We start from the raw sequence: 22,392 nt of genomic DNA, 5'->3' as shown, positions 1-22,392 counted from the left end.
ACGCATGAGCGCAATACGGATTTCTCCGATGAGGCTTCCCCGCGCGTACAACCCTGACGGGGGGACGCGTGTCCTACAGGCGTGGCAGAGGCACTGCTCGAACTGGCCGTCCCACCGGCACGCACGGGGATCCTCCCGCCGCGCCGGGATTTCCGCACGCCCGGCGGCGGTCTTCCCGTGATCGTTCCCGTCCCGCCGTCGGGGACCCCGCAGGCCCCCGCGCGGACTGCCGCACCGATCCCGGGCGGCCTCGTGCCCGCGCAGCGCGACAGCGCTGAGGCGGACGCGGGCGGCAAGGACGAGACCGCCGAGGTGGTGCCCGGCACCACCGTCGACCACCTCACGGCGACCTACCAGACCCACTACCGCTCGCTCCTCGGCCTCGCCGCGCTGCTCCTCGACGACACCGCCTCCTGCGAGGACGTCGTGCAGGAGGCGTTCATCCGCGTGCACTCGGCACGCAACCGGGTCCGCGACCGAGAGAAGACCCTGGCGTACCTGCGCCAGACCGTCGTGAACCTCTCGCGTTCCGCCCTTCGCCGGCGCATCCTCGGCCTCAAGCTGCTGTCGAAGCCCATGCCGGACATGGCGAGCGCCGAAGAGGGTGCGTACGACCAGCTGGAACGGGACGATCTGATCAAGGCGATGCGGGGGCTGCAGCGCCGCCAGCGCGAGGTGCTGGTGCTGCGCTACTTCGCGGACATGACGGAAGCCCAGGTCGCCGAGACGCTGGGGATATCGCTCGGCTCGGTCAAGGCGTACGGATCGCGGGGCATTGCCGCGCTGCGGGTGGCGATGGAGGCTGCGCAGTCATGATGGACGACCACACGGCGGCGGCCGGCGCGGACGCCGAAGACGAGCTGCGGATCCTCCTGCGCGGCGCCGTCGAGGGCATCCGGCCCTCCGAGGACGCGCTGGACCGGATCCTGCACGGCGTCCCCGCGCGGCGCCGGGCCCGCAGGCGACGGGCCGTCGTCGGCGCGGCCGCGGCCGCGCTGCTCGCGGGGACCGCGATCCCGGCCGCCCTGCACCTCGCGGGCGGCGAGGGCACGGCCGCGGACCGCCAGGCCATGGCCGGGCACGAGGCGCACGCCGGCGACAAGCAGGGCGGCGCTTCCGACCCGCACCAGAACGGCTACGGGTCCTACCCGAAGGCCGGCGGCTCCCGCAGCGGCTCCCCGGCCGCGGGCGGCGCCACCGGGCAGCCCGACCCCTCCCAGGGCGGCGCCACGGCGGGCGGCTCGACATCGGGCCCGGCGGGCACCGGGGCCTCGGGCGGCCCGGCCGGTTCCGGAACCGGTCCGGCGGCGGGCACCGGTCCGCTCCCGCCGGTGGCGGCGCCGGGCGTGCCCGGGTGCGGTGCCGAGCAGCTCGGCGTCGTGGGCTATGTGCGCAACCCCGAGGGCGATGGCCGGGTGGCCGGCGGCTTCCGGGTCACCAACGTCTCCTCCCAGGGCTGCGCCGTCACCGGACGGGACACCGTAGCCGCGGCCTCCGCGCCCGTCGCCACGCTCGTTCCCGGCTCCGGGGTCGCCGTGGTCGACCACACGGCGGGCGGCCCGGGCAGCGGGCTGCTGCCCGACCCGTCGGCTGAGGCGCCGGTGGTGGTGCTCCCGCCGAACAAGTCCTACGAGGTCCGCTTCGCATGGGTGCCGCCGGGCGAGCCCTGCGCGGCGAACGGCTCGGACGGGACCGCCAAGCCGCCGCTGACCAGCTCGGCGGGCACGTCGGGCGCTCCGGGCAGTGAGGCGGCGTCGGAGCCCCAGACGGGCACGCCCCAGGCGCCGAGCGTCGTCGAGGTGTCCCACACGCCCCAGACGAGCGGGGCACCGACGACGCGGACGACGATCCCCGACGCCTGCGGCGGCACGGTCTACCGGACGGGTGCGATCCCGGTCGACGACTGATCCTGCGCGGCGGCTTCGGCGGGTGCGGCGGCTTCGGCGGGGTCGAGCAGGCCCGCCTCCGCGTCGCGGAGCGTTTCCACCTCGCGGCGGTAGAGCCGGAACCACATGAAGAGCACGAAGGCGACGAAGACGAACCACTCGCCGGTGTAGCCGAGGTTCTGGAAGGCCTTGAGGTCGAGCCCGGTGTTCGTCGGCGCCTGGGCAGGCACCGGAAGCATCCCGTCCACGGGGGTCTGCACGGTCAGCCAGGCGTCGTACAGGTCGTGCGGGACGAGGTTGACCAGTGTGGCCGCGGCGATCACGCCGAGCTGCCCGGCGGGCAGCCCGCCCTGGGCGTGGACGCCCTTGGTGCCCGAGTTCTCCGAGGCCTGCAGCGCTCCGGTCACCTCCACCCGGCCCGTCGGCGCGGCCGGCGCCTTCGCGGGGTCCGCCGCACCCGGCAGCCAGCCCCGGACCACCGGGAGGGCCTTGCCGGAGTCGGTCTTCAGCAGCGTCAGGACGTAGAAACCGGACGCCCCGTCGAGCCGCCGCTCGGGCACGAGCATCTGCTCGGCGTACTCCCCGGACGCGGAAGCCAGCCGTCCGGACGTCTCCGTATCGACGGGCAGCAGCGAGTCCAGCGGGGCCGCCACCTGGTCGACGGGCCGTTCCGAGGCCGCCTCCCGGTGGCTGTCGACACGCGCCTCGAACCTGCCGAGCTGCCAGGACCCCATGAACAGGCAGAAGGGGACCGCGAGCGCGACGAAGACGTTGATCCCCCACCAGCGCGGGGTCAGGAGAAACCGGTGCACCCCACCACGGTACGGGGGGTACACCGGCCACCGGTCCTCAGGGTCGCGCGGGCAGGTGCTTCAGCGCGAACTCCAGCTCCATCCGGACCTGCTTGATCCGCTCCTCCACCACCAGCGACCCGTGCCCCGCGTCGTAGCGGTACACCTCGTGCACCGCCCCGCGGGCCACGAGCCGGTCCACGTAGTTGTCGATCTGCCGGATCGGGCAGCGCGGATCGTTGACGCCGGCCGCGATGTGGACCGGGGCCTTCACCTCGTCCACGTACGTCAGCGGTGAGGACGCCTCGAACCGGTCCGGGACCTCCTCCGGCGTACCGCCGAAGAGGGTGCGGTCCAGGGCCTTCAGCGCCTCCATCTCGTCGTGGTAGGCCGTCACGTAGTCCGCGACCGGTACGGCGGCCAGGCCCACGGCCCAGACGTCGGGTTGCGTACCGAGCCCCAGCAGGGCCAGGTACCCGCCCCAGGAGCCTCCCGACAGGACGAGCCGCTCCGGGTCCGCGAGGCCCGACGAGACCGCCCACGCGCGGACCGCCTCGACGTCCTCCAGCTCGATCAGGCCGACCCGGTGCTTGAGGGCGTCGGTCCACTCGCGGCCGTAGCCCGTCGAGCCGCGGTAGTTGACCCGGACCACCGCGAAGCCGTGGTCCAGCCAGGCCGCAGGGGTCGCGGCGAAGGCGTCGCTGTCGTGCCAGGCCGGCCCGCCGTGGAGCTCGAAGATCGTCGGGAAGGGGCCGTCGCCGTGGCCCGCCGGCCGCTGCACGAGCGCATGGATCCGGCCGCCCGGACCCTGCACCCAGGCGTCCTCCACCGGCACCGAGCCCGGCGGCCGCAGGCCCGGCGGTTCCAGGACGACGCCGCCCGAAGTGGACCGCACCACCGAGGGCTCGGCAGCAGAGGACCACAGGTACTCCACCGTCCCGTCGGGCCGCGCGGTGGCCCCCGACACCGTCCCCGGCGGCGTGTCGACGCGTACCAGCTCCTCCGCGGCCAGGTCGTAGCGCCACAGCTCGCTGCGCGCCTCGAAGCTGTGCGCGACCAGCAGCGCGGAGCCGTCCGGGTACCACTCGGCACTGACGTCTCCCGGCAGGTCGATCGCGAGCTCCTGCTCGGCGCCGGTGGCCACGTCCCACACCAGCGGCTCCCAGCGGCCGCGCCGCTGGTGGCCGATGAGCAGCCGCGTGTCGCCCGCGACCGGGGCGAAGCCGAGGACCTCCAGGCCGAGCTCCTGCGTCCCCCCGCGGGAGTCGTCCAGTTCGGCGACGGTGGTCCCGTCGAGGGTGAGGACGCGCAGGGCCGAGTGCATGGCGTCGCCGTGCTCGGTGTGCTCGATGGCCAGCAGGGTGCCGTCGCGCGACAGGTCGCCGACGCCGACGGACTCCCGGTGCCGGTAGATCACCGTCGGCTCGCCACCGTCCGGGCGGACCACGTGGACGGTCGAGCCGTCCTCGTCGGTCGAGCGCCCCACGACGGTGGTGCCGTCGCGCCCGATGGCCAGGCCGGCCGGGTACGAGGGGTCCAGGCCGGGGGTGGCCGGCTCGTCGGGGCCGCCCGCGAAGGGCTGGCGCACCCACGTGCCGAACTCGTCGCCGTCGGTGTCGGAGAACCACCAGATCCACTCGCCGTCGGGGGAGAGGACGCCGTCGGTGGTGCCGTTGGGGCGGTCGGTGGCCTGCCGCTGCAGGCCGGTGGCGCGGTCCCAGGCGTAGATCTCGAAGGTGCCGGTCGCGTTGGAGACGAAGAGCGAACGGTCCGGGGCGTCCTCGGCCCAGTCGGGCAGCCCGACGCGCGGCGCACGGAACCGCTTCTCCCAGTCGGGCGTCTCGGGGGTGGTCTCGCTGTCGGTGGTCATGCGCCCATTGTGGCCGCAGCGGCCCCCGGGATGCCGACTGCTCCGAACGGGCGCACAGTGGAACCCGGACTCCAAGGAGGAACGAGCATGGCCAAGAAGGCCCGCACCGGCCACCACACGCACCAGGACTCCGAACGCGCGCTGGCGAAGAACACGGCCGCCGAGGCCCGCGCGAAGGCCGCGTTCAAGGACCCCCACTCCACGGCGGCGAAGACGCGCGGCATGCAGCAGAAGGCCCAGGCCAGGCGCGGCTGACCGCTTTCGTCCGTACGCTGGCGCCATGCGGATGATCGTCCGGGGCGCCCGGCTGCTCCACACGTCAGGGCTGTCCGACATCGAGGTCGGGGAGGACGGCCGCATCGCGCGGGTGATCCCCTACGACGACCAGAAGGAACCGCCGGCCACCGGCCTCCTCGTCGAAGCCCACGGAGGCCTGCTCACCGCACCCTTCGTCGAACCGCACATCCACCTCGACACGGCGCTGACGGCCGGCGAGCCGAGGCCCAACACCTCCGGCACCCTGTGGGAGGGCATCGCCTGCTGGAGCGAGCGCAAACGCACCCTGACCCGCGAGGACGTGATCGCGCGGGCCACCGAGGTGCTGCGCTGGCAGGCCGCCAACGGCGTGCTGCACGTCCGTACGCACTGCGACGTCACCGACCCGTCCCTCACGGCGCTCGAGGCGCTGCTCGAAGTGCGCGACCGGGTGCGGGACGTCGTGGACCTGCAGATCGTCGCGTTCCCGCAGGAGGGCATCGTCTCCTTCCCCGACGGCGAGGCGCTGCTGCGCGAGGCCGTCGCGCGCGGGGCGGACGTCGTCGGCGCGATCCCGCACTTCGAGGACACCCGCGAGGACGGCGTCGCCTCCCTGCGGACCGCCTTCGCGCTGGCCGAGGAACACGGCCTGCGGGTGGACGCCCACTGCGACGAGATCGACGACGAGCAGTCCCGGTTCGTGGAGGTGCTGGCCACTCTCGCCCTGCGCTCGGGCCTGCGCGAGCGGGCCACCGCCTCCCACACGACGGCCATGGGCTCCTACAACGGCGCCTACAGCTTCAAACTCCAGCGGCTGCTGTCCCGTTCGGGCATCAACCTGGTCGCCAACCCCTTCGCCAACCTCAACCTCCAGGGCCGCTTCGACGCCTACCCCAAGCGGCGCGGCCTCACCCAGGTCCGCGAGATGCTGGCGGCCGGGGTCAACGTGGCCTTCGGCCACGACGACGTGATGGACCCCTGGAACGCCCTCGGCACCGCCAACCCGCTCCAGACCGCCCTCGTCGGCCTCTACGCCGCCCAGCTCACCGGCGCCGACGACATCCCGGTGGCCTTCTCGATGGTGACGGACCGTGCGGCGCGCGTCCTCGGCCTCGGCGCCGACGAATACGGCATCACCGCCGGAGCCCCCGCATCCTTCGTCCTCCTGCCCGCGCCCTCCCCCGAGGAGGCGATCCGCCGCCAGGTGCGCCCCCGGTACGTGGTCTCGCGCGGCTCCGTCCTCGCCGAGACCCCGCCCGCCCCCACCCGGCTGACCTGGCCCGGAGAGCCCCCGTCGGACGTCGACTTCAGCCGCCGCCTACGCTGACGTGCCATGACGTGGACGCTTGACACCAACTCAGCCCGGGCCGCCCTGGAGATCGCGTCGGAGTACGCGGACACGGCGCTTCTGAACCACTCCGTGCGCTCCTACGCCTTCGGCGCGCGGTACGCGCAGGACCACGGACTGGACCACGACCGGGAGCTCTTCTACGTGGCGGCCCTCCTGCACGACCTGGGCCTGACCGCGCCGTTCGACAGCCACACCCTGCCCTTCGAGGAGGCGGGCGGCCACGTGGCGCGCGTCCTGACGGCGGGCCTGGGCTGGCCGGCGGCCCGTCGGGCCCGCGCCGAGGAGATCATCGTCCTGCACATGCGGGACGACGTGGGCGCGGCCGAGGACGTCGAGAGCCACCTCCTCCAGGTGGGCACGAGCGCCGACGTCTCCGGTCTGCGCCTCGCCGAGTTCGACCCGTCCTTCACGGCCCGCCTGCTCGCCGCCCACCCGCGCGCCGGCTTCGGCCCCGCCTTCACCGCCCTCGTCGAGGACCAGGCGAAGCGCAAGCCCGACTGCGCGGCCGCCGCCTACGTCGCGAGCGGCGCGGCCGAACGCATCGCGGCCAACGCCATGGACGCATGACGCGGGCGGTCGCGGCGCAGGTCACGTGGATCCGCCACCGCTTCGGATAGCGTGCCCGCATGTCGTGGGACGAGGACGGAACACCCCACCCGCTCGCACAGCGCCGCACCGGCCGCAGCGAACTGGAGGCGGACCGGCTGCCCGAGATGCGGGAGCTGGAGGTGCTCGGCTGGGAGCCGGCGCCCGAGGACCTGCGCTGGGTGTTCCTCCCCTACGTCTGGCCCCCGGCGGCCCGCACCTGGATCCCCGACCGCTCCACCCACTGGGCCGTGGACACCGAACTCGACGGCCACGGCCACATCACCGGCGTGGAGTGCGCCCCGCTCCCCGAGCCGGACGTGCGCGCCCTGGACCGGGAGGCCGACGAGGCCCTCGCCGCCCTCGGCCTCCCGCCCCGCCCCCGCGGCCGCATCTGGCTGCTCCGTCCGATCGGCCCCTTCACCACCGTCGCCGCGGTCCTCGACCACCTCGACGCCCTGGCCGCGGAAGCTCCCTCCCCGGACCTCCCGTCCCTGGCCCGCACGGAGCTGGCCGCGCTCCACGAGAGCTTCTAGGGGCTGTTGGCTACCCTGGACACGGGGGCAGCGGCGGGAGGCGGTCTCATGAGGCGGCGGCATCACTTCCACATCGACCACGCGGGTCACTCGGTCAGTGCCACGGTCCAGACCGGTCACACGGCGGTCGTCGAGGTCCTGGTCGACGGCAAGGAGACGGGCCACGCGACGACCCACCACGACCACCCCGTGACCGTCCGCGTCGAGCTGCCGACGGACCCCCCGACGAAGGTCTCCGTCCGCGCCACCCCCGGCCCGGGCATCCCCCGCTGCGTCTTCGAGGCCCCGGCCATGGAGCCCCACATCATGTCGCCCCGCCCCTACTGACGAGCCCCCGAAACGCAGGAAGGGCCTGATCCGCTGAAGCGGATCAGGCCCTTGACCTGGTCTTACGAAGTCGGGGTGGCGGGATTTGAACCCACGACCTCTTCGTCCCGAACGAAGCGCGCTGCCAAGCTGCGCTACACCCCGATCGTCGCCCTGAAGTGTTGCTGTCCTGGCGACATCGATTACTTTAGCGGACCTCTCGCCGGAGACGAAATCCGGTTTTCGCGGAGCGGGTGGCGGGGTCCTTACGCCTTCGGGGCCAGCGTCAGGAGCGTGGCCTCCGGCGGGCACGCGAAGCGGACCGGGGTGAAGCGGTTGGTGCCGCAGCCGGCCGAGACGTGCAGGTAGGAGCGGTGGCCCGCCGCCTCGTGCGTGGACAGCCCCTTCACCCGCTTCGTGTCGAGGTCGCAGTTGGTGACCAGGGCCCCGTAGAAGGGGATGCACAGCTGGCCGCCGTGGGTGTGGCCCGCGAGGATCAGCGGGTACCGGTCGGCGGTGAAGGACTCGAGGACCCGCAGGTACGGGGCGTGCACCACGGCCAGCGAGAAGTCCGCGTCCGCCTCCGGCCCGCCGGCGACGCTCTCGTAGCGGTCCCGCTTGATGTGCGGGTCGTCGAGGCCGGTGAAGGCCAGCTCCAGCCCTTCCAGCTTCATCCGGGCCCGGGTGTTGGTGAGGTTGAGCCAGCCGGCCGCATCGAAGGCGTCCCGCAGCTCCTCCCACGGGTTGTGCACGGCGCCGACGACCGGCTTGTTGCCGTTCAGCCCGTGCCGGCCCTGGACCTTCTCGACCAGGTAGCGCCCGGGGTTGCGCAGCCGCGGCCCGTAGTAGTCGTTCGACCCGAAGACGTACACGCCGGGGAAGGACATCAGCGGGCCGAGGGCGTCGAGTACCTCGGGCACGCCCTCGGTGTCGGAGAGGTTGTCGCCGGTGTTCACGACGAAGTCGGGGCGCAGGCCTGCCAGCGACTGCAGCCAGGCGCGCTTCTTGCGCTGCCCGCCGACCATGTGGATGTCCGAGACCTGGAGGACGCGCAGTGGGCGCATCCCCCGGGGCAGCACCGGCACCGTGACCCGGCGCAGCCGGAAGGACCGTGCCTCGAAACCGGCGGCGTAAGCCACACCCGCGGCCCCCACCGCAGCGATTCCGGCAGCCGCTTTCAGTGGTACTCCGTAACGCGCACGCATGGACCCATCGTCGCAGACCGGAAAACAGGCGAGCGCCACCGTCCCCGCACCTGGCACACTCACCTGCATGACCACGCTCAAGGCCAAGCTCCAGGAAGACCTCACCACCGCCATCAAGGCGCGCGACGAGCTGCACTCGTCCACGCTGCGCCTGACCCTTGCCGCCATCACCAAGGAGGAGGTCGCGGGCAAGGAGGCCCGGGTGCTCTCCGACGAGGAAGTCCTCAAGGTGATCGCCAAGGAGGCCAAGAAGCGCCGCGAGGCCGCGGATGCCTTCGCGCAGGGTGGTCGTCCCGAGCAGGCCGCGCGGGAGAGCGCCGAGGGCGAGTTCCTGGACACCTACCTGCCCAGGCAGCTCTCCGACGAGGAGCTCGCCGGGATCGTGGCGGAGGCCGTGGAGGAGGCCCGGTCGGCGGGTGCCGAGGGGCCGCGGGCCATGGGCGCCGTCATGAAGATCGTGAACCCGAAGGTCTCCGGACTCGCGGAGGGCGGGCGTGTCGCCGCCGCTGTGAAGAAGGCGCTCTCGTAAGAGGTCGGGAGACACAGGCGCAGACAGACAGATGGGGAGGGCCCCGGCCGTATCGGCCGGGGCCCTCCCCCATGGCGTCTGCGCGTACCGCCCGCGACGGCTACTGGCCGTCGCGGCCGCCGATCACCGTACCCGGGTCGATCGTGATGCCGGGGAAGGGGTTGTCCGTCTGGCCGGCCCCGCCGCCCCCGCCCGGGCCGCCGGTCTGGCCCGCGGTCTGGCCGTCGGGCCGCCCGCCGGGCTTGCCGTCGCCGCCGGGCTTGCCGGGCCGGCTCGGGTTGGTGGACGGCTTGTTGCCGCGGGGGCCGCCGGAGGGGATGTTCGGTTCCGCGATGTGGACCGTGGTGAAGCGCAGGGCCTCGCGGCCGGACAGCGCGCCCGTGATCGCGTCCTTCCAGATCGGGCCGGGCAGGCCGCCGCCGAAGACCTTGTTGTAGGACCTGCCGCCGATCACGATGTTCTCCATCGTGATCTTCTTGGCACCGCCCGAGCCGACCCATACCGCGCCGGAGACGTTCGGGGTGTAGCCCACGAACCAGGCGTTGTAGCGGGAGTCGGTCGTACCGGTCTTGCCCGCGCTGTCGCGGTCGGTCAGGCCGGCCCGCTCACCGGTACCGGAGTCGACCACGCCGCTCAGCAGGGTGTTGATGGTGTCGGCGGTGTTCTGCGACATCGCCCGCTCGCACTTGCTCTTGGGCACCGCGAGCGCCTTGCCGTGCGCGTCGGTGATGGACTCGATGGCGACGGGGGTGCAGTAGACGCCGCGGTTGGCGAAGGCCGCGTACGCGTTGGCCATCGTCAGCGGGGACATCTCCTCCGAGCCGAGCGCGATGGCGGGGCCGTCGGCCAGCTTCGCGCCGCTCGCCGGGACCACGCCGAGCTTGGCCGCCATCTCCGACACCGGGCACAGCCCGATCTCGCCGATCATCTCGACGAAGTAGGTGTTGATGGACTTCTCCATCGCCGTGCGCAGCGCGTACGGGCCGATCTCGTCCTCGGTCTCGTTCTCCGCTTCTTCCTTGCGGGTGTTGACGTATTGCGAGCCGTCGCAGCGGGGGATCGGGCTCGGGTAGTCGAGCTTGTTCGGGGCCTGGTAGACCTTGGTCGGCGGCATGCCCCGCTCCAGGGCGGCGGCGGCGATGAAGGGCTTGAAGGTCGAGCCGACCTGGAAGCCGAAGTTCGAGCCGCCCATCCGCTTGTCCACGGAGTAGTTGATCTGCGTCTCGTTCTTGCCGAAGCCGTACGGCTTGGACTGGCCCATCGCCAGCACCCGTCCGGTGCCCGGCTGGACCATGGTCACAGCCGTCGCGATGGAGTCCTCCTGGTAGACGTGGTCCTTGATGGACTCGTTGGCCGCGTCCTGCGACTGCGGGTCCAGGGTGGTGCGCACGGTGAGGCCGCCCTGGTTCCAGACCTTCGCCCGCTCCTCGCGCGTCTTGCCGAAGACCGGGTCGGTCAGGAAGGTGTTGCGCACGTAGTCGCAGAAGAAGCCCGCGCCCTTGACCGCCGTGATGCAGCCGTTCTTGGGCCTGGTGACCTTGAGGGTGACCGGCTTCGCCTTCGCCGCGTCGGCCTCCGCCTGGGAGACGTCCTTGGTGTCGGCCATCCGCTGGAGGACGATGTTGCGGCGCTTCATGGCCTCCTGCGCGTCGTTCACCGGGTCGTAGCGGCTCGGCGACTGCACGACGCCCGCCAGCAGTGCCGACTCCTCCAGGGTCAGGTCCTTGGCCGGCTTGCTGAAGTAGCGCTGGGCGGCGGATTCGATCCCGTAGGCCTGCTGGCCGAAGTAGGTGATGTTGAGGTAGTTCTCGAGGATCTTCTTCTTCCCGAGCTCCTCCTCGACCTGGATCGAGTACTTCAGCTCGCGGATCTTGCGGCCGAGGCTCTTCTCCTGGGCCTCGCGCACCTTGGTCTCGTCGTCGCCGGCCTCTTCGACGAACACGTTCTTCACGTACTGCTGGGTGAGCGTGGACGCGCCCTGAGCCGCGCCGCCCTCCTGCGCGTTGCGGTTGACCGCGCGCAGGATGCCCTTGAGGTCCACCGCTCCGTGCTCGTAGAAGCGCGAGTCCTCGATGGCGACGATGGCCTTCTGCATGTACGGGGAGATCGACGTGAGCGGGACCACCTGCCGGTCGCGCGAATAGACGGTGGCGATCACGCCACCCTCGGCGTCGAGAATCGTGGTCCGCTGGCTCAGCGGCGGTGTCTTGAGATTGGCCGGAATCTCGTCGAATCCCTCGACCGTGCCCTTGGCGGCCAGCCCCAGGGCGCCTGCAGCCGGAATCGCCATGCCCGCCAGCACGACTCCGGAGAGAACGGACACCCCGAGGAACTTGGCGGCCTGCTGGCTCCCGGTGAGCCCGCCGCCCGAGCGCTTCTTTCCCATGGAGGGCAGCCTACGTTCTGATTCGCCGGACACACGCGAATGCCTTGGCCTAAGCTGACCCCAACTGTCACAGCAGTCCGGTGCCACATCAACCCCTCGGCTTGATTTTCACCCTTCCCGAATGGGGTGGACTGATGTCCGAATCCCGCCGCCCCGGTGAAGTCGATCCGCCGATTGCACCCGAATCGTCGGAATGGTCGGGCATGTCGCCGGATCACTCCGTCGGGTGATCTGCCGCTTACCCATAGTCCGTTCGGACCATTCAAGATTGGGCCCGTCGGGGGTGTTGCACTGTGCCCGCCTTCCGTAACGTCCTCAACTGGCAGCGGTGAATATGCCGCTACCGCCGTGGGGGAGCCTCGATTCGGGAGAGGACGGCGCCGGGATGGGCTGGGTTACCGACTGGAGTGCGCAGGCAGCCTGCCGCACTACCGATCCGGATGAACTGTTCGTTCAAGGAGCGGCACAGAACAGGGCCAAGGCGGTGTGCACCGGATGTCCGGTGCGGACCGAATGCCTGGCCGATGCGCTCGACAATCGCGTCGAGTTCGGCGTGTGGGGCGGAATGACCGAGCGGGAACGACGTGCGCTGCTGCGCCGGCGTCCCACCGTCACCTCGTGGCGACGGCTGCTCGAAACCGCCCGTACGGAGTACGAGCGCAGCACGGGCATCCTCACCATGGATGCAGACGCGGAGATCGACGTTCCGTACGAGACGTACGCGGCAGCCGGGTAGGGTACCGGCCGCCACCTTCGTACGAACGCCTACGCTCCGGCCGGCACCCCGGCCGCGAGTCGTTCTCCGATGGCCCGCAGCCCGGCGAGGTCGTGCACATCGCCGGGCAGGGCGGCCACTTCGGCCACCGCCACCTCGGGGTGAAGCGAGGTGAAGCGATCACGCGTGCGCTGCTCACGCGCGATCACCTGCATCCGTTCGGCGTGCAGGCGCAGCAGTCCTGCCGTGATCCGGTCGACGGCCGTGGTGTCGTCATCGGCGCCGGGGGGTTCGGCGGCCGTGTCACGAAGTCCAGCTTTCCCGGCCTCCTGATCGACAATGCCGCCCTCTTCAAGATTCTCTGCGGCGGCCAACGCCCTTTCGGCGGACAGCTGGTCGGCGCCGGAAGCATGCACGCGGTTGAGCACCAGGCCGGCCAGCGGCATGCGCTCCGCGGCCAGCCGCTCCACGAAATACGCCGCCTCGCGCACAGCGTCCGGTTCGGGCGCCGCGACCACCAGGAAGGCCGTACCGGGTGCCTGGAGCAGCCGGAAGGTCGCGTCGGCACGCGTGCGGAAGCCGCCGAACATCGTGTCCATCGCCGCCACGAAGGTCTGTACGTCCTTGAGCAGCGACGCGCCCATCAACTTGCTGAGGGTGCCGGTCATCATCGACATGCCGACATTCAGGAACTTCATGCCGGCCCGGCCGCCCACCTTGGCCGGAGCCATCAGCACCCGGATGAACTTCCCGTCCAGGAAGGACCCCAGGCGCTTGGGTGCGTCCAGGAAGTCCAGCGCCGACCGGCTCGGCGGGGTGTCCACGATGATCAGGTCCCAGTCGTCCCGGGCCCGCAGCTGCCCGAGCTTCTCCATCGCCATGTACTCCTGCGTGCCCGCGAAGCCGGCCGACAGCGACTGGTAGAAGGGGTTGGCGAGGATGGCCCGGGCGCGCTCGGCGTCCGCGTGCGCCTCGACGATCTCGTCGAAGGTGCGCTTCATGTCCAGCATCATGGCGTGCAGTTCGCCACCGCCCTCCCCGGCGGACGCCACCTTGCGCGGGGTGTTGTCCAGCGAGTCGATCCCCATCGACTGCGCGAGCCGCCGCGCCGGGTCGATGGTCAGCACGACCGCCTTCCGCCCGCGCGCGGCCGCCCGTACGCCCAGTGCCGCAGCCGTGGTCGTCTTGCCGACGCCGCCCGCCCCGCAGCACACGATGATGCGGGTATCCCGGTCGTCCAGCAGCCGGTCGACCGCCAGCCGCGGCGGAGTGTCCAGGCCCACCGTGTCCACCCCCTCGCTCATTCGGCCACCGACTGCTTCCGAAGTTCCTTGGCCAGCTCGTACAGCCCTGCCAGATCCATCCCCGCCCCGAGCAGGGGCAGTTCGTACGTCGGCAGGTCCAGGCCCGCCAGTACGGCGCGCTGCGCGCGCTCCAGCTCCACCCGGCCCGCGTGCTCGGCGGCCTGCGCGAGCAGCGGCTCGACCAGCCGTTCGGCCAGTCCGCCGCGGCGCGCGCCGCCCAGGCCCGCCCGGGACAGCGCCTTCGCGACCCCGGCGCGGTGGTCCTCGGCGGCGGTGCGCAGGGTGTCCTCGTCCAAGTGGTGCGGGCGGACCATGTTCACGACGACCCGTCCGACGGGCAGCCCCGCCTCGCGCAGTTCCTCGATGCCGTCCGCGGTCTCCTGGACGGGCATCTCCTCCAGGAGGGTGACCAGGTGCACCGCCGTCTCGGGGGACTTGAGGACCTTCATGACGGCCTGCGCCTGGTTGTGGATCGGGCCGAACCGGGCCAGGCCCGCCACCTCGTCGTTGACGTTCAGGAACCGGGTGATCCGTCCGGTCGGCGGCGCGTCCATGATCACGTGGTCGTAGACGTACTGTCCGGCCTTGTCCTTGCGGCGCACCGCCTCGCAGGCCTTGCCGGTCAGCAGCACGTCGCGCAGGCCGGGGGCGATGGTCGTCGCGAAGTCGATGGCGCCGAGCTTCTTCAGCGCGCGTCCGGCCGAGCCGAGCTTGTAGAACATCTGGAGGTAGTCCAGCAGCGCCCGTTCGGCGTCGATGGCGAGCGCGAAGACCTCGCCCCCGCCCGGGGCCACCGCGACCTTCCGCTCCTCGTAGGGGAGTGCCTCGGCGCCGAAGAGCTGCGCGAGCCCCTGCCTGCCCTCGACCTCCACCAGAAGAGTCCGTCTGCCCTCGCGCGCGAGGGCAAGCGCTAGTGCCGCGGCGACCGTGGTCTTGCCGGTGCCGCCCTTGCCGCTGACCACCTGAAGCCTGCTCACATCGACCGAGCCTAACCACTCGGCTCCCGGGGCGCGCATGAGCCCCGCATCTCAGGCACTACCCTCGCTCCCATGACCAAGAAGTTCGAATACGCGACGGTCCCGCTGCTGGTCCACGCCACCAAGCAGATCCTGGACACCTGGGGCGAGGACGGCTGGGAGCTCGTCCAGGTCGTGCCCGGCCCGAACAACCCCGAGCAGCTCGTGGCCTACCTCAAGCGGGAGAAGGCATGAGCGGCGTCGTCGACGCGAAGCTGGCCGAGCTCGGCCTGACCCTGCCCGAGGTCGTCCCGCCGCTGGCCACGTACCAGCCGGCCGTGCGGTCGGGTGCCTACGTCTACACCGCGGGTCAGCTCCCGATGGTGAAGGGCAGCATGCCGGTCACCGGCAAGGTCGGCGCCGAGGTCTCGCCGGAGCAGGCCAAGGAACTGGCCGCCACCTGCGCGCTGAACGCCCTGGCCGCCGTCAAGTCCGTCGTCGGCGACCTCGACAAGATCGCGCGTGTCGTGAAGGTCGTCGGCTTCGTCGCCTCGGCCCCCGACTTCACCGGCCAGCCGGGCGTGCTGAACGGCGCGAGTGAGCTGCTGGGCGCAGTCCTCGGCGACAAGGGCGTCCACGCCCGCAGCGCTGTCGGTGTGGCGGTCCTGCCGCTCGACGCGCCCGTCGAGGTCGAGATCCAGGTCGAGCTGGTCCCCGGGGCCTGATCCCCGCGGGAGCCGTACGGATCGGGGCGCGGCGCCGCTCGCCGGGCCCGCCCCGTTCCGGTCGCCGCGCGGCGACCGCTGCGGGCGACCCTCGAACATCGGGCCGGATGGCCGTAGCATCCGGCCATGCCGAATGGTCAGCAGCAGCCCCCCGCCGGGGGCCAGTGGTACCCGCCCGAATGGCCCGACCGCATCCGCGCGCTCGCGGACGGCTCGCTCACCCCGGTGCAACCGCGGCTCGCCGCCACCGTGATGCTCCTGCGCGACACTCCGGACGGGCCCGTCGTCCACATGCTGCGCAGAAGGGCCTCCATGGCCTTCGCCGGCGGTGCGTACGCCTATCCGGGCGGCGGGGTCGACCCCCGCGACGAGGAGCACCACGTCGGCTGGGCCGGCCCCTCCCAGGCTGACTGGGCGGCCCGGCTCGGGACCGACCCCCGCACCGCCCAGGCCATCGTCTGCGGCGCCGTGCGGGAGACCTTCGAGGAGGCGGGCGTCCTGCTCGCCGGCCCGACCGCGGACACGGTCGTCGGCGACACCACCGGCGACGACTGGGAGGCGGACCGGCAGGCCCTTGTGGCCCGGGAGGTGTCCTTCGCGGGCTTCCTCGAACGCCGCGGCCTGTGGCTGCGCTCCGACCTGCTCGGGGCGTGGGCGCGCTGGATCACCCCCGAGTTCGAGCCGCGCCGCTACGACACCTGGTTCTTCGTGGCCGCCCTCCCCGAGGGACAGCGGACCCGCAACGCCTCCACCGAGGCCGACCGGACCGTCTGGATCCGCCCGGCCGACGCCGCCGGCGGATACGACAAGGGCGAGCTGCTGATCATGCCGCCCACGATTTCCACGCTGCGCTCCCTGGAGCCGTACGGGAGCGCCGCGGACGCGCTCACCGCGGCTGCGGCCCAGGACCTCGCCCCGGTGCTGGCGCAGGCCGCGCTGGAGGGTGGCGAGGTGGTACTCAGCTGGCCGGGCCACGACGAGTTCACCAAGCGCGTCCGCCTCGGGCGCCCCGGAGGCACCGGAGGCCCCGCATGAGCGACGCCGCAGCACTGCCCGGACAGCCCCGCGGACTCGTCGCATCCGGTCCGGCGACCGCCCGCGCGGTGAACGTACTGGCCCCCAACCCGTCCGCGATGACCCTGGACGGCACCAACACCTGGCTGCTGTCCGAGCCCGACTCGGACCTCGCCGTCGTCGTCGACCCCGGCCCGCTGGACGAGGCCCACCTGCGGGCGGTCGTCGACACCGCCGAGCGGGCGGGCAAACGGGTCGCGCTCACCCTGCTCACCCACGGGCACCCCGACCACGCCGAGGGCGCCGGCCGTTTCGCCGAGCTCACCGGCACCAAGGTGCGCGCGCTGGACCCGGCCCTGCGCCTGGGCGGAGAGGGCCTCGCCGCCGGGGACGTGATCCGCACCGGCGGGCTGGAGCTGCGCGTGGTCCCGACCCCGGGCCACACCAGCGACTCGCTCTGCTTCCACCTGCCCGCCGACCGGGCGGTGCTGACCGGCGACACCATCCTCGGCCGCGGCACCACGGTGGTCGCGCACCCCGACGGCCGCCTCGGCGACTACCTGGACTCCCTGCGCCGCCTGCGCTCCCTCACCGTGGACGACGGTGTGCACACCGTCCTGCCGGGCCACGGGCCGGTCCTGGAGGACGCGCAGGGCGCCGTCGAGTACTACCTGGCCCACCGGGCGCACCGGCTGGCACAGGTCGAGACGGCCGTCGAGAACGGCTTCACCACGCCCGAGGCGGTCGTCGCCCAGGTGTACGCGGACGTCGACCGGTCCCTGTGGCCGGCGGCGCAATGGTCCGTCCGGGCCCAGCTCGAGTACCTTCAAGATCACGGACTGATCCCTGGAGGACCGGAATGAACACCATGTTCCTGCTCGTCGTGCTGATAGGCACCGCGGGATGGATCACGTCGACGGTATCGCTGCGCGTGAAGAGCCTCCAGATGCAGGCGGACCGCACGGAGCGCCGCCTGGCGCTGCTCCTGGACCACCTGGGCATCGAGGAGCCGGAGCCGGCGGGCATGGACGAGGTGCGGGCCCTGATCCGCGAGGACCGGCAGATCTCGGCGATCAAGGCCTACCGCCGCATCACCGGCGCCGGCCTGGCGGAGGCCAAGCTGGCAGTCGAGGCCCTCGCCGTCACCGCGCAGAAGGACTAGGCCGTCTCTTCCGCTCCGGAAGGGACGGCTCAGGTCCTGCCCCCGCCCCGGGGTGGCCGCGCCTTGGTGCCGTGGCGGGCCGTGTACTCGTCCGCGAGCCACGGGCCGAGGTCCTCGACGTACGAGAGCGGCACGGCCGGGTCCTCGACCGGGTCCCGGGCCACCGCGGCCGCGGCCCGCATCTGGGCGGCGCGCTCCGGGTAGTAGCTGCCGAAGACTTCCGCGGACTCGGCCAGATCGCTGGTCCAGCCGCCCCATCGAGGCATGACCAGCGTGAATCCCGTGCGCACGAGGCGGCGTGCGAAGAGCCGGCTCAGGCGCCGGTACTCCTGCGGTGCGGAGGCCTCCCGCAGGCGCGTGCGCCACGCGGGCAGGAGCGAGGCCAGGTCGCCGTTGGTCTCACGGGCGAGCAGGCTGTCCGGCCGGTAGCGCGGCAGGTGTTCGGCCAGGTCCGCGCCGAGCAGCGGGGTGCAGAGGCAGGCGAGGAACCAGCCGAGGTCGAATCGTTCCTCCTCGCTCAGCACGGTGTCCTTGTCGTGGAGCAGGACGCCGACCCCGTCGATCTCCTCGAAGTCCTCGTCGATGCCGCGCGAGAGGACCTCGGCTGTGTCGCGGTCGTCGTCCGAGGGCGCGTGGTGCAGCACGAGGAGCAGGTCGAGGTCGGAGCGCCCGGGCCTGGCCGTCCCGCGCGGCACGGACCCGTACAGGTACGCGCTGTGCAGCCGGCGCCCGTACGCCTCGGCCGTCCGCTCGCGCGCGGCGGCCACGACCGCTCGGAATTCGCTCTGGACCTGCCCCAGGGAGCCCTCGCGCTCGAAGTACCCGCAGGCGTCCAGACCCCTGTGCTCCATACCTCCACTGTGCACCGATCCGCCCCACGGGTGTTCGAGGAGCCGGGGGGGCCGGGGAGGGGCCCGCGGGGACGGACAGCCCGGGCACGCGGAAGGGTCCCGCCCGGCCGGGCAGGACCCTTCTGATGCGACTGTCGGTGTCCGTCAGCGGGAGCGCTTCGCGAGGCGCTCCACGTCCAGCAGGATCACCGCACGTGCCTCGAGGCGGAGCCAGCCTCGGCCGGCGAAGTCGGCGAGGGCCTTGTTCACGGTTTCGCGGGAGGCGCCGACGAGCTGCGCGAGCTCTTCCTGGGTGAGGTCGTGCACCACGTGGATGCCCTCCTCCGACTGCACGCCGAAGCGGCGAGACAGGTCGAGGAGCGCCCGGGCCACCCGGCCGGGAACGTCGGAGAAGACCAGGTCGGACATCTGGTCGTTGGTCTTGCGCAGGCGCCGGGCGACGGCGCGCAGCAGCGCGGTCGCGACCTCGGGCCGGGCGTTGAGCCAGGGCTGGAGGTCGCCGTGGCCGAGGCCGAGCAGCTTGACCTCGGTCAGCGCGGTGGCGGTGGCGGTGCGCGGGCCCGGGTCGAAGAGCGACAGCTCGCCGATCAGCTCGCCGGGGCCGAGGACGGCCAGCATGTTCTCGCGCCCGTCGGGGGAGGTGCGGTGGAGCTTCACCTTGCCCTCGGTCACGACATACAGCCGGTCGCCGGGGTCGCCCTCGTGGAACAGGGCGTCACCGCGTGCGAGGGTCACCTCGCCCATGGAGGCGCGGAGCTCCGCGGCCTGCTCGTCATCGAGCGCCGCGAAGAGCGGGGCGCGCCGCAGAACGTCGTCCACGAGTCTCTCTCCTATGTCGACCAGCTCAGGGGACCGCTCCCCATTTTGCCGGACGGCTCAAACAGTGCGATCAATCACAAGGATGCCGGACGGACGGGCGTGCTGTGCGGCGGGAGGCCAATCGGAGTGGTGTTACCTGAGGTCCAGGCGGGTGTCAGCGCCCGGCCTTAGGCTGGCCGGGTGTCCAATAAGCCGGTGAGAGCACAGGCCAAGGGGTCCGCAGGAGTGACGGACGCCCAAAATTCAGCTGTGGGCGAACAGGCCCCTTCGGAGGCGCCCCCGAAGGCCGCGACCGCCTCCCAGGGCAAAGTTTCGGCCAAGAAACCGAAGGCTGCCAAGCCGGAATCCCGCCTGGCCATGGTGCGTCGGGCGCGCCGCATCAACCGCGAGCTGGCCGAGACCTACCCGTACGCCCATCCGGAGCTCGACTTCCGCAATCCCTTCGAGCTGCTCGTTGCGACGGTGCTGTCCGCCCAGACCACCGACCTGCGCGTGAACCAGACGACGCCGGCGCTCTTCGCGGCCTATCCGACTCCCGAGGCCATGGCCGCGGCCGTCCCCGAGGAGCTGGAGGAGCTCATCCGCCCGACCGGGTTCTTCCGGATGAAGGCCAAGTCGCTGCTGGGCCTCTCGCAGGCGCTGCGGGACGACCACGGCGGTGAGGTCCCGGGCAGGCTGGAAGACCTGGTCAAGCTGCCGGGCGTCGGCCGCAAGACCGCCAACGTGGTCCTCGGCAACGCCTTCGGCGTCCCCGGGATCACGGTGGACACCCACTTCGGCCGGCTGGTGCGCCGCTGGAAGTGGACCGAGCAGGAGGACCCGGAGAAGGTCGAGGCGGAGATCTGCGCGATCTTCCCGAAGAGCGAGTGGACGATGCTCTCGCACCGGGTCGTCTTCCACGGCCGCCGCATCTGCCACGCTCGCAAGCCCGCCTGCGGGGCCTGCCCGATCGCCCCGCTCTGCCCTGCGTACGGGGAGGGCGAGACGGACCCGGACAAGGCGAAGAAGCTGCTCAAGTACGAGAAGGGCGGCCAGCCGGGCCAGCGGCTGAGCCCGCCGCCGGACTACCCCGGCCTGCCCGCGCCGCCGCTCGGCGCGGTCGCCGCGCAGGAGTCGTAGGAGCCCTAGGAACGAATCGGTACCCGGACCGCGTTTGCGGTGTGGGAGACGCTGTTGACAGAGGAACGCGGACAGGAGCGCCTATGACGCGCGGTACACGGGACGAGGCCGGGGTCACTGCGGGAGTGCGCGAGGGGGGCGGCCCGCCCGTCACCACCGCGGGGCTGCCCGACTGGCTCGATCCCGTCGTCAAGGCCGCCCGGACCGTGGAACCGCGGCAGCTGAGCCGGTTCCTGCCGCCCGAGGACGGCCGGGGGCGGCAGTCGGCCGTCCTCATCCTCTTCGGCGAAGGCCCCCGCGGCCCCGAGCTGCTCCTGATGGAGCGCGCCGGCACGTTGCGTTCGCATGCGGGCCAGCCGTCCTTCCCGGGTGGCGCGCTGGATCCGGAAGACGGTGATCCGCAGACCACGGGCCCGCTGGCGGCCGCGCTGCGCGAGGCCGAGGAAGAAACCGGACTCGATCCTTCCGGTGTGCAGCTCTTCGGGGTGCTGCCCCGGCTCTACATTCCCGTCAGCGAGTTCGTCGTGACCCCGGTCCTCGGCTGGTGGCACACCCCGAGCCCGGTCGGCGCCGTGGACCCGGCCGAGACGGCCCGGGTGTTCACGGTTCCGGTGGCCGATCTCACGGATCCCGAGCACCGGGTCACCACGGTCCACCCGCGGGGCCACCTGGGCCCCGGATTCACCGTCGAATCGGCCCTCGTCTGGGGTTTCACAGCCGGGGTGATCGACCGGATCCTGCACTTCGCCGGCTGGGAACGCCCGTGGGACCGATCACGTCAGGTCCCGCTCGACTGGCACGCATGAGACGGTGGCCCACGTGAACGTGCTGGACATCCTGTTGCTGCTCGCCGCCGTGTGGTTCGCGATCGTCGGCTATCGCCAGGGGTTCGTCGTCGGCATCCTGTCGGTGATCGGCTTCCTGGGCGGTGGCCTGGTCGCCGTTGCCCTGCTCCCGCTGATCTGGGACCGGGTGACCGACAACGGCACCCAGGTGTCCACCACGGTCGTCGTCATCGCCGTCGTGGCGATCATCATCTGCGCCTCGGTCGGCCAGGCGCTGACCACCCACCTCGGCGGCAAACTCCGCCGCCAGATCACCGGTACGCCGGCGCGCGTGCTCGACGCCACCGGAGGCGCCCTGGTCAACGTCGTCGCGATGCTCCTGGTGGCCTGGCTCATCGGCTCGGCGCTCGCCGGCACCTCGCTGCCCACGCTGGGCAAGGAGGTCCGCAACTCCAAGGTGCTCCTGGGCGTTTCGCGGGTGCTGCCCGACCAGGCGAACAACTGGTTCTCGGACTTCAGCTCCACCCTCGCGCGCAACGGCTTCCCGCAGGTGTTCAGCCCGTTCTCCAACGAGCCCATCACCGAGGTGCAGGCGCCCGACCCCGCGCTCGCCACCAGCCCCGTCGCGGACGTGGCCAAGCGCTCGATCGTGAAGGTCGTCGGTACGGCGCCCAGTTGCAGCAAGGTGCTGGAGGGCACCGGCTTCGTCTTCGCGCCCGGCAAGGTCATGACCAACGCGCACGTCGTCGGCGGGGTCGGCGAGCCGACCGTGCAGATCGGCGGCGAGGGCAAGCTGTACGACGGCAAGGTCGTGCTCTACGACTGGGAGCGCGACATCGCGGTCCTGGACGTGCCCAAGCTGAAGGCGCCGCCGCTGGAGTTCACCGACAGGGACGCGGCGAGCGGCAGCGACGCGATCGTCGCCGGCTTCCCGGAGAACGGCGCGTACGACGTCCGCGCGGCCCGGGTCCGCGGCCGAATCAATGCCAACGGACCGGACATCTACCACCGCGGTACTGTCCGACGGGACGTCTACTCGCTGTTCGCGACCGTCCGCCAGGGCAACTCCGGCGGCCCGCTGCTGACGCCCGACGGCAAGGTGTACGGGGTGGTGTTCGCGAAGTCCCTCGACGACCCGAACACCGGCTACGCGCTGACCGTGGACGAGATCCGCGACGACATCGAGAAGGGCCGGACGGCCGAGCGCCGCGTCGAGAGCCAGGGCTGCGCCCTCTGACGCGG

Annotated in this window: 25 protein-coding genes and 1 tRNA gene; 17 read left to right on the top strand and 9 right to left on the bottom strand. The window is 72.0% G+C overall.

Annotated elements, in window-relative coordinates; genetic code table 11:
* The first annotated feature begins 81 nt into the window (after nt 1-81).
* Entirely contained in the window at nt 82-816 is a 735-nt protein-coding gene (locus ACZ6JS_RS10845; protein ID WP_469297316.1) for a SigE family RNA polymerase sigma factor, read from the top strand.
* Complete coding sequence (locus ACZ6JS_RS10840; protein WP_469297315.1) at nt 813-1,907, top strand: hypothetical protein; 1,095 nt, start codon at nt 813-815, stop codon at nt 1,905-1,907. Before ACZ6JS_RS10845 ends, ACZ6JS_RS10840 begins: the two co-directional genes overlap by 4 nt.
* On the opposite strand, the gene ACZ6JS_RS10835 is transcribed toward ACZ6JS_RS10840, so the two are convergent.
* Nucleotides 1,874-2,698, bottom strand: coding sequence for an SURF1 family protein (locus ACZ6JS_RS10835; RefSeq protein WP_469297314.1), 825 nt, complete (start codon nt 2,696-2,698; stop codon nt 1,874-1,876). The two genes, ACZ6JS_RS10840 and ACZ6JS_RS10835, sit on opposite strands and share 34 nt — an antisense overlap.
* 37 nt (nt 2,699-2,735) lie before the next feature.
* Nucleotides 2,736-4,547, bottom strand: coding sequence for a S9 family peptidase (locus ACZ6JS_RS10830; protein WP_469297313.1), 1,812 nt, complete (start codon nt 4,545-4,547; stop codon nt 2,736-2,738).
* A gap of 87 nt (nt 4,548-4,634) precedes the next feature.
* Between ACZ6JS_RS10830 and ACZ6JS_RS10825 the strand changes: the two genes are divergently transcribed.
* The 5 genes from ACZ6JS_RS10825 to ACZ6JS_RS10805 are packed head-to-tail and all read left to right on the top strand — an operon-like array spanning nt 4,635 to nt 7,601.
* Nucleotides 4,635-4,802, top strand: a complete 168-nt coding sequence (locus tag ACZ6JS_RS10825) for a hypothetical protein (protein WP_469297312.1) — start codon at nt 4,635-4,637, stop codon at nt 4,800-4,802.
* A 25-nt stretch (nt 4,803-4,827) separates the two neighbouring features.
* The gene (gene codA, locus ACZ6JS_RS10820) at nt 4,828-6,129 is read left to right on the top strand and encodes a cytosine deaminase (RefSeq protein ID WP_469297311.1); all 1,302 of its coding nucleotides are present in this window, start codon (nt 4,828-4,830) and stop codon (nt 6,127-6,129) included.
* A gap of 6 nt (nt 6,130-6,135) precedes the next feature.
* The gene (locus tag ACZ6JS_RS10815) at nt 6,136-6,720 is read left to right on the top strand and encodes an HD domain-containing protein (RefSeq protein ID WP_469297310.1); all 585 of its coding nucleotides are present in this window, start codon (nt 6,136-6,138) and stop codon (nt 6,718-6,720) included.
* A gap of 59 nt (nt 6,721-6,779) precedes the next feature.
* A complete protein-coding gene (locus tag ACZ6JS_RS10810) occupies nt 6,780-7,274 on the top strand; it encodes a DUF5956 family protein (protein ID WP_469297309.1) in 495 nt (164 codons plus the stop codon).
* Nucleotides 7,275-7,322: 48 nt separating this feature from the next.
* Nucleotides 7,323-7,601 carry a hypothetical protein gene (locus tag ACZ6JS_RS10805; protein ID WP_469297308.1) on the top strand — a complete coding sequence of 93 codons (279 nt, stop codon included), beginning with the start codon at nt 7,323-7,325 and terminating at the stop codon, nt 7,599-7,601.
* A 70-nt stretch (nt 7,602-7,671) separates the two neighbouring features.
* Here the strand turns inward: ACZ6JS_RS10805 and ACZ6JS_RS10800 are convergent.
* Nucleotides 7,672-7,745 (bottom strand) — tRNA-Pro (locus ACZ6JS_RS10800).
* Nucleotides 7,746-7,846: 101 nt separating this feature from the next.
* The gene (locus ACZ6JS_RS10795) at nt 7,847-8,785 is read right to left on the bottom strand and encodes a metallophosphoesterase (protein ID WP_469297307.1); all 939 of its coding nucleotides are present in this window, start codon (nt 8,783-8,785) and stop codon (nt 7,847-7,849) included.
* A gap of 67 nt (nt 8,786-8,852) precedes the next feature.
* Between ACZ6JS_RS10795 and ACZ6JS_RS10790 the strand changes: the two genes are divergently transcribed.
* Entirely contained in the window at nt 8,853-9,314 is a 462-nt protein-coding gene (locus ACZ6JS_RS10790) for a GatB/YqeY domain-containing protein (RefSeq protein ID WP_469297306.1), read from the top strand.
* 100 nt (nt 9,315-9,414) lie between these two features.
* Here the strand turns inward: ACZ6JS_RS10790 and ACZ6JS_RS10785 are convergent, their stop codons facing one another.
* Nucleotides 9,415-11,700, bottom strand: a complete 2,286-nt coding sequence (locus ACZ6JS_RS10785) for a transglycosylase domain-containing protein (RefSeq protein ID WP_469297305.1) — start codon at nt 11,698-11,700, stop codon at nt 9,415-9,417.
* Between the two features lie 385 nt (nt 11,701-12,085).
* Between ACZ6JS_RS10785 and ACZ6JS_RS10780 the strand changes: the two genes are divergently transcribed.
* Nucleotides 12,086-12,436 (top strand): WhiB family transcriptional regulator, encoded by a 351-nt coding sequence (locus ACZ6JS_RS10780; RefSeq protein WP_030648100.1) that lies wholly within the window; start codon nt 12,086-12,088, stop codon nt 12,434-12,436.
* Nucleotides 12,437-12,465: 29 nt separating this feature from the next.
* Here ACZ6JS_RS10780 and bagB read toward each other — a convergent pair whose 3' ends face one another.
* On the bottom strand, nt 12,466-13,719 hold the full coding sequence (gene bagB, locus ACZ6JS_RS10775) for an ATPase BagB (protein WP_469297304.1): 1,254 nt from the start codon (nt 13,717-13,719) through the stop codon (nt 12,466-12,468).
* Nucleotides 13,716-14,696 carry an ATPase BagA gene (gene bagA, locus ACZ6JS_RS10770; RefSeq protein ID WP_469297303.1) on the bottom strand — a complete coding sequence of 327 codons (981 nt, stop codon included), beginning with the start codon at nt 14,694-14,696 and terminating at the stop codon, nt 13,716-13,718. The genes bagB and bagA overlap by 4 nt, the downstream gene beginning before the upstream one ends.
* Nucleotides 14,697-14,768: 72 nt before the next feature.
* On the opposite strand from bagA, the gene ACZ6JS_RS10765 reads away from it, so the two are divergent.
* From ACZ6JS_RS10765 to ACZ6JS_RS10745, 5 genes are all read left to right on the top strand, one after another.
* On the top strand, nt 14,769-14,930 hold the full coding sequence (locus ACZ6JS_RS10765; RefSeq protein ID WP_007264966.1) for a DUF4177 domain-containing protein: 162 nt from the start codon (nt 14,769-14,771) through the stop codon (nt 14,928-14,930).
* Nucleotides 14,927-15,400, top strand: coding sequence for a RidA family protein (locus ACZ6JS_RS10760; protein WP_386189401.1), 474 nt, complete (start codon nt 14,927-14,929; stop codon nt 15,398-15,400). Before ACZ6JS_RS10765 ends, ACZ6JS_RS10760 begins: the two co-directional genes overlap by 4 nt.
* Before the next feature lie 126 nt (nt 15,401-15,526).
* Entirely contained in the window at nt 15,527-16,435 is a 909-nt protein-coding gene (locus ACZ6JS_RS10755; protein WP_469297302.1) for an NUDIX hydrolase, read from the top strand.
* Nucleotides 16,432-17,277 carry an MBL fold metallo-hydrolase gene (locus tag ACZ6JS_RS10750; protein WP_469297301.1) on the top strand — a complete coding sequence of 282 codons (846 nt, stop codon included), beginning with the start codon at nt 16,432-16,434 and terminating at the stop codon, nt 17,275-17,277. The genes ACZ6JS_RS10755 and ACZ6JS_RS10750 overlap by 4 nt, the downstream gene beginning before the upstream one ends.
* Nucleotides 17,274-17,576 carry a hypothetical protein gene (locus tag ACZ6JS_RS10745; RefSeq protein WP_469297300.1) on the top strand — a complete coding sequence of 101 codons (303 nt, stop codon included), beginning with the start codon at nt 17,274-17,276 and terminating at the stop codon, nt 17,574-17,576. The genes ACZ6JS_RS10750 and ACZ6JS_RS10745 overlap by 4 nt, the downstream gene beginning before the upstream one ends.
* A gap of 29 nt (nt 17,577-17,605) precedes the next feature.
* Here ACZ6JS_RS10745 and ACZ6JS_RS10740 read toward each other — a convergent pair whose 3' ends face one another.
* Both ACZ6JS_RS10740 and ACZ6JS_RS10735 read right to left on the bottom strand, forming a co-directional pair.
* Nucleotides 17,606-18,427, bottom strand: coding sequence for a nucleotidyltransferase domain-containing protein (locus tag ACZ6JS_RS10740; protein WP_469297299.1), 822 nt, complete (start codon nt 18,425-18,427; stop codon nt 17,606-17,608).
* A gap of 144 nt (nt 18,428-18,571) precedes the next feature.
* Nucleotides 18,572-19,246, bottom strand: a complete 675-nt coding sequence (locus ACZ6JS_RS10735) for a Crp/Fnr family transcriptional regulator (protein ID WP_003981529.1) — start codon at nt 19,244-19,246, stop codon at nt 18,572-18,574.
* 249 nt (nt 19,247-19,495) lie between these two features.
* Between ACZ6JS_RS10735 and nth the strand changes: the two genes are divergently transcribed.
* The 3 genes from nth (at nt 19,496) to ACZ6JS_RS10720 (ending at nt 22,387) form a co-directional block, all read left to right on the top strand.
* Nucleotides 19,496-20,365 (top strand): endonuclease III, encoded by an 870-nt coding sequence (gene nth, locus ACZ6JS_RS10730; protein ID WP_469297298.1) that lies wholly within the window; start codon nt 19,496-19,498, stop codon nt 20,363-20,365.
* A gap of 83 nt (nt 20,366-20,448) precedes the next feature.
* Nucleotides 20,449-21,171, top strand: a complete 723-nt coding sequence (locus tag ACZ6JS_RS10725; protein WP_469297297.1) for an NUDIX hydrolase — start codon at nt 20,449-20,451, stop codon at nt 21,169-21,171.
* Nucleotides 21,172-21,184: 13 nt separating this feature from the next.
* On the top strand, nt 21,185-22,387 hold the full coding sequence (locus tag ACZ6JS_RS10720) for a MarP family serine protease (RefSeq protein WP_469297296.1): 1,203 nt from the start codon (nt 21,185-21,187) through the stop codon (nt 22,385-22,387).
* The last annotated feature ends 5 nt before the right edge of the window (nt 22,388-22,392 follow it).

This window comes from Streptomyces sp. NPDC046349 (assembly GCF_055587885.1).
Note: the sequence above shows the minus strand (reverse complement) of the source record. Positions and strands in the feature narration are given on the sequence as shown.

Bases quoted from the DNA above. Each gene is read 5' to 3' on its own strand.
- ACZ6JS_RS10840 (WP_469297315.1), top strand. From the start codon at position 813: ATGATGGACGACCACACGGCGGCGGCCGGCGCGGACGCCGAAGACGAG.
- ACZ6JS_RS10830 (WP_469297313.1), bottom strand. From the start codon at position 4,547: ATGACCACCGACAGCGAGACCACCCCCGAGACGCCCGACTGGGAGAAG.
- ACZ6JS_RS10825 (WP_469297312.1), top strand. From the start codon at position 4,635: ATGGCCAAGAAGGCCCGCACCGGCCACCACACGCACCAGGACTCCGAA.
- codA (WP_469297311.1), top strand. From the start codon at position 4,828: ATGCGGATGATCGTCCGGGGCGCCCGGCTGCTCCACACGTCAGGGCTG.
- ACZ6JS_RS10815 (WP_469297310.1), top strand. From the start codon at position 6,136: ATGACGTGGACGCTTGACACCAACTCAGCCCGGGCCGCCCTGGAGATC.
- ACZ6JS_RS10810 (WP_469297309.1), top strand. From the start codon at position 6,780: ATGTCGTGGGACGAGGACGGAACACCCCACCCGCTCGCACAGCGCCGC.
- ACZ6JS_RS10805 (WP_469297308.1), top strand. From the start codon at position 7,323: ATGAGGCGGCGGCATCACTTCCACATCGACCACGCGGGTCACTCGGTC.
- ACZ6JS_RS10795 (WP_469297307.1), bottom strand. From the start codon at position 8,785: ATGCGTGCGCGTTACGGAGTACCACTGAAAGCGGCTGCCGGAATCGCT.
- ACZ6JS_RS10790 (WP_469297306.1), top strand. From the start codon at position 8,853: ATGACCACGCTCAAGGCCAAGCTCCAGGAAGACCTCACCACCGCCATC.
- ACZ6JS_RS10785 (WP_469297305.1), bottom strand. From the start codon at position 11,700: ATGGGAAAGAAGCGCTCGGGCGGCGGGCTCACCGGGAGCCAGCAGGCC.
- ACZ6JS_RS10780 (WP_030648100.1), top strand. From the start codon at position 12,086: ATGGGCTGGGTTACCGACTGGAGTGCGCAGGCAGCCTGCCGCACTACC.
- bagB (WP_469297304.1), bottom strand. From the start codon at position 13,719: ATGAGCGAGGGGGTGGACACGGTGGGCCTGGACACTCCGCCGCGGCTG.
- ACZ6JS_RS10765 (WP_007264966.1), top strand. From the start codon at position 14,769: ATGACCAAGAAGTTCGAATACGCGACGGTCCCGCTGCTGGTCCACGCC.
- ACZ6JS_RS10760 (WP_386189401.1), top strand. From the start codon at position 14,927: ATGAGCGGCGTCGTCGACGCGAAGCTGGCCGAGCTCGGCCTGACCCTG.
- ACZ6JS_RS10755 (WP_469297302.1), top strand. From the start codon at position 15,527: ATGCCGAATGGTCAGCAGCAGCCCCCCGCCGGGGGCCAGTGGTACCCG.
- ACZ6JS_RS10750 (WP_469297301.1), top strand. From the start codon at position 16,432: ATGAGCGACGCCGCAGCACTGCCCGGACAGCCCCGCGGACTCGTCGCA.
- ACZ6JS_RS10745 (WP_469297300.1), top strand. From the start codon at position 17,274: ATGAACACCATGTTCCTGCTCGTCGTGCTGATAGGCACCGCGGGATGG.
- ACZ6JS_RS10740 (WP_469297299.1), bottom strand. From the start codon at position 18,427: ATGGAGCACAGGGGTCTGGACGCCTGCGGGTACTTCGAGCGCGAGGGC.
- ACZ6JS_RS10725 (WP_469297297.1), top strand. From the start codon at position 20,449: ATGACGCGCGGTACACGGGACGAGGCCGGGGTCACTGCGGGAGTGCGC.